Source organism: Kocuria sp. CH-021 (assembly GCF_049716185.1).
GTDB lineage: Bacteria > Actinomycetota > Actinomycetes > Actinomycetales > Micrococcaceae > Kocuria > Kocuria cellulosilytica.
In genome coordinates, this window is the sequence record NZ_JBNAFK010000018.1 from 68,265 (window position 1) to 78,810 (window position 10,546).

General features: G+C 61.5%; 6 protein-coding genes. All 6 read right to left on the reverse strand.

Annotation, left to right across the window (positions count from 1 at the left end):
- Window positions 1–591 precede the first annotated feature (591 nt).
- The 6 genes from ACPYN7_RS13955 to ACPYN7_RS13980 all read right to left on the reverse strand — a co-directional run bounded on the left by ACPYN7_RS13955 (window position 592) and on the right by ACPYN7_RS13980 (window position 10,253).
- Window positions 592–810, reverse strand: a complete 219-nt coding sequence (locus ACPYN7_RS13955; protein ID WP_424348039.1) for a helix-turn-helix domain-containing protein — start codon at window positions 808–810, stop codon at window positions 592–594.
- Complete coding sequence (locus tag ACPYN7_RS13960; RefSeq protein ID WP_424348040.1) at window positions 794–3,991, reverse strand: type I restriction endonuclease subunit R; 3,198 nt, start codon at window positions 3,989–3,991, stop codon at window positions 794–796. Before ACPYN7_RS13960 ends, ACPYN7_RS13955 begins: the two co-directional genes overlap by 17 nt.
- Window positions 3,988–5,142 carry a restriction endonuclease subunit S gene (locus tag ACPYN7_RS13965; RefSeq protein ID WP_424348041.1) on the reverse strand — a complete coding sequence of 385 codons (1,155 nt, stop codon included), beginning with the start codon at window positions 5,140–5,142 and terminating at the stop codon, window positions 3,988–3,990. Before ACPYN7_RS13965 ends, ACPYN7_RS13960 begins: the two co-directional genes overlap by 4 nt.
- A gap of 134 nt (window positions 5,143–5,276) precedes the next feature.
- Window positions 5,277–7,232 carry a type I restriction-modification system subunit M gene (locus ACPYN7_RS13970; RefSeq protein ID WP_424348042.1) on the reverse strand — a complete coding sequence of 652 codons (1,956 nt, stop codon included), beginning with the start codon at window positions 7,230–7,232 and terminating at the stop codon, window positions 5,277–5,279.
- A 361-nt stretch (window positions 7,233–7,593) separates the two neighbouring features.
- Window positions 7,594–9,723 carry an N-6 DNA methylase gene (locus ACPYN7_RS13975; RefSeq protein WP_424348043.1) on the reverse strand — a complete coding sequence of 710 codons (2,130 nt, stop codon included), beginning with the start codon at window positions 9,721–9,723 and terminating at the stop codon, window positions 7,594–7,596.
- Window positions 9,720–10,253 (reverse strand): NYN domain-containing protein, encoded by a 534-nt coding sequence (locus tag ACPYN7_RS13980; protein WP_424348044.1) that lies wholly within the window; start codon window positions 10,251–10,253, stop codon window positions 9,720–9,722. The genes ACPYN7_RS13975 and ACPYN7_RS13980 overlap by 4 nt, the downstream gene beginning before the upstream one ends.
- Window positions 10,254–10,546: the final 293 nt, after the last annotated feature.

Below are 10,546 nucleotides of genomic sequence, written 5' to 3' on the forward strand. Positions count from 1 at the left end.
GAACTCACCTTACCGAAAAAAAGCACTCCATCTAAAAACGCCTTAGGAGGCAACGAGCACGACCACATAGAGATCATCGGGAGCGGCTCCTACCGCTGGCCTCACCTCACCTTGATATGCAGGGTTCGTGCAGCGGTTAAAAGAAGTCCACGCGCTGGCGTAACAGGGGGGTTTCAGCCTTTGTAGCGTAAAATCCCGAGGTTCACGCAGATTTCAGCGCTCAGGGAATGGATCTCCTGGGGGCCAGGGGGATGGAAGATCAAAGAAGTTCAGGGGCGTCATGAGGGGCGTATCGTTGCGGATCGATATGTCGGCGGCCGTTGCAGGAATCGAGTGGTGGGACAACCGGGCGTGGTAAACCGTGCACAATTTTTGTTAGCAATGACGGTCGAGTGTGACCTGCGCGGTGCAGGTCTCCGGCCTCGAGCTTCACGATCAACCTCTGGATATGTCTCTCGATGAGGCGTTCCACTTTCATTTACAGGATCAGACGTCGCACGTTCCAGTTATTGGTCACGCGACCAGTGTCCAGGTTCCCCTACTCGTGCTCGCCGTCGGGTTCGGCTCTCACCACCTATGCGTTGGGGATTATCAGTTGCTGTGCTGCTGGAGGGAGGTCAGATCCACTTCAAGATCGAGAGCTGTTGCGAGCTTGAGCAATGTAGACGTCGAAACCCCATGGCCGGCCTCGAGCCGGGCGATCGTCGGTCGGGAGACTCCAGACCGTTGTGCCAGATCGGTCTGGGACCAGCCACGCTTGATGCGGGCGGCGCGGATGGCGCCCCCCAGTCCGCTACTGTTCGCTATCATCGTCGGCTCGGTCGTGAGCGTCGACCTTGATGTCGCCAGGGCTCGGCGCGGAAGTGTCACTGGCGAGGTACTCACGGAAGCCGAGCATCGCGAGCAGCTCGCGGAAGGTGTCCATGTTCTGACCCTTGAGCAACGCGTTGATGATCTCTTCGCTACGTTCGCGACGGTCAATGAACTTACCAAGCATGGTCGCAACGACGGTGTTGTCACTGTTGAAGTCCGCGTCGGTGTTGGCCTTAGCTTTGGCCACTAGACCGGGGTCCTTTTTGGCGTCACGGAGGATGTTCTCGATCTCGGGCACCACGTCGTCAGCTGTGAGACCGCTATCGGCGAACATGCTGTTGATGGCGTCGATGATCTCCGACCAGTAGGCCTTATCACGCTCGCGAGTTTCGGCTGTGCCGAGCTCGGCAAGGGGAGTGAGGGGCGTGGCCTGACCGGCGGCGAGGTCAAGCTTCACCTGCGTCTTCTGCTGGACCTTATACCTGGTGAGGACGAGGTTATCGATTGCGACGGTGATGCCGACATTCTCGTCGGCCAGCCGCTTCGCCAACAAGCGGTAGTAGATCGACCTGCTCTCCATCTCCAAGTCGTAGGGCACGATCTGAGACAGGAAATCGTAGGCCTTGGCGTAGTTGCTCAGCTCGGAGCGGAAGCCTTCCAAGCGGAATCGTTCATCCTCATCGTTGGCTGCGATCGCGTCGTTCTTAAGCTTCTGAAAGCGCTTGGTGCCAGGGTCAATCGCGGCGGTGACTGCGCTGTGGGTGCCCTTGGGGTCAGTAGACGCGATTCCAACCTGCTCGACCTCGTCCATGGTGTAGATCCGATCGAGCCCTACGTCGTCCAACTTCAGTGCGATGCGGTTGACCAGGTCCGGGTCGGTGATCTGCTCCAACGTGGCACCCTCGTGATAAGGCTTGAACGCGACCAGGATGTCCTCGGCCTTGTTGACGAAGTCGAGGACGTAGACATGGTCCTTGCCAGCCCAGGTGCGGTTGAGCCGCGAAAGGGTCTGCACGGCCATTACACCGTCGAGGCGCTTGTCGACATACATCGCGCACAGCAACGGCTGATCGAAACCGACCTGGAACTTGTTGGCCACGATCATCACCTGGTATGCCGGACCATTGAAGGCGTCGTCGAGTTGCTTACCCTTGGTGCCAGTGTTTACCGAAGCCTCGGTGTACTCACCAACCGGGAGCAGGTCATCGGGGGCGATGTCGGTGTCATCGGGGTCGACGGTTACCTTGCCGGAGAACGCAACCAAGGCGTGAACATCGTCGATACCGTGCTTGGCGACGTAGCGCTCGACGGCCTTGTGGTAGCGCAGTGCGTGCTTGCGCGAAGAGGTGACAATCATGGCCTTGGCAGTGCCGCCAAGCATGCCGGCGATGTGCTCGCGGAAGTGGCGGACGATGATGTCCACCTTCTGGGAGATGTTGTGCTCGTGCAGCATCACCCACCGGGCGGCGGCCTTCTTGGCTGCTTGCTTGTCGACAGATTCCACGCCATCCTCGGCGACCTTCTGGCCGAGTTCGTAGGCCACGTCATACTCGGTGTAGTTGCGCAGAACGTCAAGGATGAAGCCTTCCTCAATTGCCTGCCGCATGGTGTAGCGGTGGAACGGTTTGGGTCGCGGGTTGCCCTCGTCGTCGAGGTCGTCTGGGTCCGGGGTACCGAACAGCTCCAGCGTCTTCGACTTCGGGGTCGCGGTGAAGGCGAGGTAGGTCAGATTGGGGGTCTCGGCACGCTGCGGCAGCTCGGCGGCCAGGATGGTTTGGGCGTCGACGTCGGCACCGTCGTCCAGATCATTCTGCTCAGCGGGGCTGAGGACGGCCTTAAGCTTGGCCGCGGCCATGCCGGTCTGGGATGAGTGCGCCTCATCCGCGATCACCGCGTAGTGGCCGCCGGTCTTGTCCGCCTCCTGGCGCAGGAACTGCAGGGCGAAGGGGGCGGTCTGAATGGTCACCACGATGATCGGGGTGCGAGTGCGCAGCGCCTCGCCAAACTCAGCCGACTTCGAACCGCCGGTGCCGTCAATACGGACCATCTGTGCCGCGTGCGGGTCCAGCTGGCGCATCGAAGCAGCCATCTGCTTGTCTAGCACGTTGCGGTCGGTGACGACGATGACGGAGGCGAAAACCTTCTTGTTCGCCTCGTCGTGCAGGGCGGCCAGCCGAAAAGCGGTCCACACGATCGTGTCGGTCTTGCCTGAGCCAGCACTGTGCTCGATGAGGTAGCGCTCGCCCACGCCGGCCTTGGTGACTCGGGTTATGGTTTTCTCCACCGCGTCCCACTGGTGGAACCGCGGGAACCGCAGCGACGTGGACTTAACATTCTTGCCGGTGACCGGGTCAGGCTTCTCGTCTGTGCGAATAACTAGGTATTTGGTCAGAATAGTCAGGAAAGCGTCCGGGGCGAGGACGTCGCGCCAGAAGTACTCGGTGCGGGCGCCGTTGGGGTTCAGCGGGTTACCCTTGCCAGTGCCATCACCCTGGTTGAAAGGCAGGAAGGTGGTCTTGGCGCCCTCCAGCTTAGTGGTCATGGAGACCTCGTTGTCGGTGACGACGAAGTGCACCAGCGCCCGCTTGCCCCAGGCCAGCAGGACGTCCTTTCCGTCCGGGCCGGGGTCGCGGTCATCCTTGTACTGGAGCTGGCCACGGGTCATGGACTGCGTAAACTCGGTCTTCAGCTCGATGGTGGCCACTGGGAGCCCATTGCAGAAGAGCACCAGGTCGATGGACTTGTTCGGGCTCGTCACCGAGTAATGGACCTGCCGGACCACGCGCAGGATGTTCGACTCGTAGCGCTTCATCGTGGTCGGGTTCATCGTCTCGGTTGGCTTGGCCTGGACCATGTCGAACCGCGAGGAGATGCGCCGGAAGCCTTTGCGGAGAACCTGTAGCGCGCCGCCACCCTGGGCGTTGTTCAGGGTGTCTGTTAAGGCGTTGAGGATGCCCTCTCGGGCCTTGGATTCGGCGGCGGGATCCATGCCCGGCTTAAGATGCTTGGCCAGCTCTTCGGGCTGGGTGGCCTCCAACCACTCGAACACGTCCTCGGGGAACAAAGCCCGCTGCCGGTCGTATCGGCTCGCGGAGCCAGCCTCATGGCGCCAGCCTTGCGCGGTCAGACAAGTGACTGCTTCGTCCTCCATAGCCTTCTCCTGGTACAGCTGGCTCACGATGCCTCCTGGGGACTTTCCTTGCCGGTGTGGGGGTCGATGCGACCGGTGACAGCCGCGGTGATCAGTGCCTCGCGGCGTTCCTTAAGGAGGGAGATTACGTTGCGAGTTTCAGACACGATTAAAGCCATCTCCCTCAGTTCTTCGTCAGCATGGCTTACGAGGGCATGCTGTTCATTGACGTTGGGCCACGGCACCAGGGTCGACATCAACGCGCGTTCATTCAGATATGGGATTGTCCCATGGTTGATGACGGGAAAGACGTCGAGATCATTCAGCAAGTGGTACAGGTAGCGCACCTCCACTCCGCTTCGCGGAGTAAAGGCGATCATATTGTTGTCGATGCAGCACGGTCGCTCGTTGATACCCACACGACCGAGAAGCGATGCAGCTCCAATCTTGGCCATAAGAGATGAATTTGGAGGTACCACTTTGGCACCCAGCTTTCTAGCTGTTTCAGCAGAAACGGAATCTGGGCCTGTTTGAAAATGACCGAGACCATCTCGCGTACTCAGCGCAGAAACTTTGAAAAACTCGAAATCGAGTCCTTCTTGCCCCTGTTCGTCCAACGGAAATCCAGTGCCTGAAATTCGACGGGCCAAGTGCTTCAGTGGACGCATATCGGCGTTCTCGCGTAGCGCCGAAAACAACCGCCGTCGAACACTGGCGCGTCGTTGTTCGAGCAACTTCAATAAGTCGTTCTGAGCCTCGATCATCGCGTCAATCTGGGCGATTTCGCGGTCAAGGAAAACGGCGATGGAGGTCTGCACGGGCGTGGGGGGACAGGGGAGCACAATCTTCCGTATGTCCCGTTGAAAAAGATGGGGGACACCCATGCCGTCCTGGAGTAGTGCCATCAAAGACTGAGCGAACGAGCTGGCGAGGACGTAGTACAGGAACCGAGGCTCCCATCGTGACGAGGGAGTGATCACTGCGACCGAGCCATTCACGGTGGCAGGCTCGGGTAGTTCCTTCACCAAGTGCACGATCCCAATGGTGGCGCCGTCCTTGGTGAGGAGAACGTCCCCCGCGGCCAGCGCAATCTCCGGTGATTCTTCGTAGCGCTGTCGAGTAATACGGTTTACATTTATGAAGTCGACCTTGGCTGACTTGATGTCCGGAGTCGCCAAAAAGGCGATCCCTTCGTCCACGTACTCATCGGCGGTCAAACCGCGCCACCCCAAGCGAGCCCGGACCCAAGCCGTGGCTCCGAGACGGACGGTGGTCCAATTTCCAGGCAGAGCGTCTAGCACTTCATCGAGTGCGGCCGTAGTTCGCCAGTCACTCACGCCTTCACCTCCGCGAACAGGGCCTGCACGCGGGCGATGGCGTCTTGTACGTCGGCGTCGATTTCGATCATCAGCCGGGGCGGCTCATAAACGTAAAACGCGCGGGTGAAAGGAATCTCGTAGCCGATCTTTGTCTTCGAGTGATCCACCCACGCCTCGGGTGCCCACGGCAGGACCTCACGCTTGATGTAAGTCTCGATGTCTTCAACCAGGGGCACATTCTCGTTGTCGCGAAGTGATGAGTCGGGCAGCGGCTGACCTTTGCCATCGGTGACGAGACTGCCTTCCGGTGAGGACTCTGCGAACGCGCCTACGATGGCTCGTCGATTGGCAGGGGTCAGCCTGACTTCGTGACTTTTGAGTGCTGCGCTGAGCGACTGAGCGAACTGGTCCGAGTGGGTCCACGTCACACCACGATCCAGTGAGCCTAGTGCCTCACGCAGTGTCGCGCGGGTCTCTTTAGGCAGTTTCTTGATTGCGGTGATTTCCAATGCAGCTTTTATGCGATCATCATCAACGGCGAAGATTTGACGGAGCGGTTGTTCGACGGTAACGGTCCGGTAGCCGAACTCCTCGGTTCGGAACACTCTGGAGATCTTAGGGTCAGCGTCCTCAAAATCGGCGTAGGTGCTGACGATGGTCTTGATGTTGTCAGACGACAACATACGGCGCTTGTCTCCGATGGACTTACGCATCGGTACCCACATCGCGGTGGCGTCGATTAGCTGGACCTTATGCTGGCGATCGGCGGGCTTGTTGTTATCGAGCACCCAGATGTAGGTAGCAATGGGCGTGTTATAGAACATTGAGGTTGGCAGACCGATAATTGCCTCCACCAAGTCATTTTCCAGCAGATAACGGCGAATTTCGGAGGGGCCAGAACCTGCGCCGCCAGTGAACAGCGGAGACCCGTTGAGGACAATGGCACCGCGGCCGCCACCCTGCTCGCGAGGCCGCATCTTGGAGACGAGATGCTGTAGGAACAGCATCGCGCCATCACCAACATTGGGTACGCCGGCCGCAAACCGCCCTTCTTCGCCATCCCGGTCGCGCTCGGCCTTGACTGCCTTCTCCTGCGTTTTCCAGTCCTGACCGAACGGAGGATTGGACAGGCAATAAGAGAACGTCTTGCCTTTATGTCCGTCCTCAAGCAACGTGTCTCCGAAGTAGATGTTGGACGAGTCCTGCCGGCGGATGATCAGGTCGGCCTTGGCCATCGCATGCGACAGCGAATTGAACTCCTGGCCGAACAAATTCAGCGTGGCCTGGCCGTTGTGTTTCTTCATCCAATGATGAGCCTCTGAGAGCATGCCGCCGGTGCCACAGGTCGGGTCGTAGACCTGACGGATGAGGTGAGGGTCGGACAAGTCCTCGGTGTCTGGAGCAAACAGCAGTGAGGCCATCAGGCGGACGACCTCGCGCGGGGTGAAGTAGTCGCCAGCAACGTCCTTACTGGCCTCCATGAACCGCCGGATCAGTTCCTCGAACACGTCGCCCATCTCGGCGTTGCTGACTCGGTCGGGGTGGACGTCAAGAGCCGCGAAGCGCTTAACAACCTCGGCGAGGCGGTCACGGTCGTCGAGGTCGCGAATAATCTTCGGCATGTCGAACCGCTCGAAGATCTCACGAACCTCCTGGTTGTAGCCTTCTACCAGGTTGAGCAGGTTGGCGGCCAGATTGGCCGGGTCGCCGAGGCTGCTCAGGGTGAACTGCGAGGTGTTGTAGAACTCCTCACCGGAGGCGCGCTTGAGCATCTCATGACGCACTAGCTTTGGCGAAGTCTCATATTTCTCGGCAGCGGCGCGTATGGCGTCTTTGGTGGGCGCGAGCACCGACTCGAAGCGGGCTAGGACCGTGAACGGCAGAATCACCGTGCCGTACTCCTTGGGGCGGTATGGGCCGCGGAGCAGATCGGCGATCGCCCAGATGAAGTTCGGGTCCGGCTTGGTCACTTTGCGTCCTTTCGAGATGTACGCTCGACTGTATCAATTTTGATACCACGTGTAAGTCACTGGCAACGTGACGGCCGGGGTGTGCGATGAAGTGCGCAGGCGCCATCTCCAGTCCCGCCACCGGCAGTTGGTGTGGAGCATGAACAGGATGCCTTCCAGGGCAGTTTGGTCCTCGAACCGAGGTCGCCCACCTGACCCTTGGGGCGGTGGCTGAGGAGGGATCGGCAGGGCGATAAGCCTCCCCAGCGGTCATCGCCCATCCACGACTGCGTCCGCGTCGTCATGCAGGCACTGTGAACCACCCGGGGAAGGATCGGCAGCGACAGATCAGGTGTGAGACCAGGTCTAAACATCTGCGTGTTCAGGTGATTTTGATGGTCCCTGCGGCGATGCCTTCCACGAGGTCCACACGGGTAGCGTCGGCGGCCTGAAGGATCGCGCGGGCAGCATCCTGTAGCCGGCGGATCTCAGCGATGCGTTCCAGCACGCGGTCCTGTTCCTCCAGCGCCAGCAGCGGAATCTTCAGTTCCTGCACGCGGATGCGCTGGATCGTAGCGCCGACCGTCAGTTTCCGGTTGGAGTTGCTCTCCAGGAACTCGGCGAGGTATTCCGGGCGCACCACGTCGCTGGTCACGCGCAGCAGTTGGAAGCTGCCGCTGAGCAGCACGCGCCCACCTTCGGTGTCCACCCGGGCTGCGAGCTCTCCGGTGTTCCGGACGAGGACGTCGCCGGGTTGGGTGATGACCGGGTCGTGCTCGAGAAGGCTCAGGTTGATCCATTGAGGCTCGTCCTTTTCCGCGCGGCTGATCCACCCACCGGTGACGACCGGGGTGCCCTCTGCGCTGGACGTGAATCCTCGGAGGCGTTCGCGAGTCTTGAGCCACGTGAGGCTGCCGGCCTTGATGAGGTCGGAGACGGTCACAAGCTTCGGGGCCTGCTGGCCGGTGGTCAGCGAGGCCGCGGTGAGCTTGTCCAGCGGCTTAGCCTCGGCCGCGGCGCGGTGCAGCGCCTCGACATACCCACGCACCTTCTCCACATCGGGAGCCCCCTCGCCGGAGGCGATCCAGCGCTGAGGGGTGAGATCGCCCCCGTTGGCAAGGAGCTCCGCCACGGTGAATGCCCCCGCTGTGAGGTTCGTCGGCACGACGGTGCGCTCACGCCAGTCCTGCAGGGCCTGGGCGATGGCATTGATGTCGATGTCCTTGGTGTCGCTGTGGTCGATCAGCAACACCCGTCCACGGTTGCTGACCTGTTTGTCCCGGGCTAGGACCCACAGGTGGAGTGGGATCTTCGTCTGAGAGGCCAGCCCGGGAGGCAGCGCAACGACGGCTTCCACCGTGTCGTCCTTCAGCATGGCTGCACGGACCTCGCCGACAGCTCCACCCTGGTGGGCGGTGCGCGGAGGCTGCAGAACGAAGGCGCGCCCCTGGGTACCGAGGTACCAGAGGGCAAGCTGCAGCCAGGCGACATCCATGCTGGATTTCGGCGGGAGCCCGTAGCGCAGGCGGGGATCCAGGGCCAGCCGCCCATGGTGGTGGGAAGAGAGCCCATAGGGGGGGTCTACGACCACGACCTGGGCCAGGCCTTGCCCGAAGTAATCGGTTTCGAAGACGTCGCCCACCCGCACGGTCATGTTGTCACGTCCGGTGACCAGGGCTCGCTGATTCGCCTGCACGCAGGCGTCGACGCTGATGTCCTGGCCCGTCAGGGCAACACGGCCCTCACCTTGGCTGCCGACGCTCACGAGCAGCCGCCCGGAACCGGCCGCCGGGTCGTGCACGGATCCGGGAACGCTCTTGGCCGCGGCCGTCATCAATTCCACCAAGGTGGCGCTGGTGGCGAACTCGTCGTATCCGCGGCGGGCGGAGGTGGTCAGGTGGTCCTGGAAGGAGACGAAGACATCCCCGATGCCGGAGGCCTTGAAACTGCTCAGAGCGTCGAGGAACCGGAACAGGCGCTCGGGTCGCCGCTCCACCTCGTGGCGCAGGGTGCCGACCCGGCCTCGAGTGAACGACTCGAACAAGGGAGCGCGCTCAGGATGCGCGACCTCGTAAGCGTCCATGCCGCGGTGCATCCGGTCGATAACGTCGTGAGCGTCGTGCACGTCTGCATCCTCGCGCAGGCGCGGCCACCACGTCTCGGGCGGCAACGCGCCATCGAACCCCGGAGAATCAGGATCAGAAACATACCGCCAGGTGAGCAGCGCGCCGGCGTAGCCGCCCAGCTTCTCAGGCGAGGCTGCACCGCGCCAGGCGTCCATCGCGCTCCACAGCGTCCGGACGGCCGACAAGCCCCTGACCTCCTTACCGTAGGTCGTGAGCCACTCGCGGACCGCGGCGGCATCAAAGCGAGGGCTGGCAGCGCTGCCGGCCACCGGCTCGGGGAAGTCCTCGTGACGGGCGCGCCAGTTACTCACCGTGGAACGGCCGACACCGGCCAGCTGGGCGATGTCGCTGGCGGAGATGGTGAGGTTGTTGGTTGGGGTGCTCATGCGACGTCCTTGGTAGCGCGGAACAGGGAGATGACATTGGCAGGGAGGGGCGATCCCAGACGCGCCACGTCCGGGCCGGCGACCAGGCGCATCTGGGGCGAGAACCCGGTGTCGGGCGGAATCACGAGGACCTGGACCCCAGCAGCCTTGAGCGCTGCCACCGCGTAGGCGAAGGCGTGATCACCCGAGGCCAGGACCACACGTTCGTACCGGTGAGCGACCCAGGCAGCGTCGTCGATGACCTCCAGCAGGGCGAGGTCGGCGCCGTCCTTGCCGCTTCGGGCCAAACGCTGGGCGGGGCCGGCCCAGCCGAAGTATGCCGCCTCGGCGTTGTAGTGACTGGCCGCGATCACCGTGTGGTCGCCGGCCCCGAGGTTGACGGCCGCATGAATACGGGTCCGGGTCCGAGCGACGTCTGCGACGTCGAGTCGGCAACTGCCGACCATGTTTTCGATGTCAATTACGAAAAGGGCCCGGCCGTGCAGCCGGCGGTCCTCGGTGGCCCGCAACGGGCTGTACTGCCGCTTCATGATTCTGCGCCTCTCAGCAACTCGGTGACCCATCTCGGGTCACCTCTCGGGGTGATGTCACCAATGTAACGTGACCACAGTCATTCGTCAAGCGTGAAGTCAGTTCACACCTATCTACCTGTGTGAACCCGTCTACGCTGCATCACTGGGTACTGCCCAGCCGTCTTGGAAGCCATGGGATGCGAGACGTCTCGTCAAAGAAATTTTCGTCCGCATGTGTGAACCGCAGCGATAAGTGGCGGTGTTCTGACAGAGCTAAATGACTTCTTCGGGGCGGGGCAGTCAGTAGCGGG

Bases quoted from the DNA above. Each gene is read 5' to 3' on its own strand.
- ACPYN7_RS13955 (WP_424348039.1), bottom strand. From the start codon at position 810: ATGATAGCGAACAGTAGCGGACTGGGGGGCGCCATCCGCGCCGCCCGC.
- ACPYN7_RS13975 (WP_424348043.1), bottom strand. From the start codon at position 9,723: ATGAGCACCCCAACCAACAACCTCACCATCTCCGCCAGCGACATCGCC.
- ACPYN7_RS13980 (WP_424348044.1), bottom strand. From the start codon at position 10,253: ATGAAGCGGCAGTACAGCCCGTTGCGGGCCACCGAGGACCGCCGGCTG.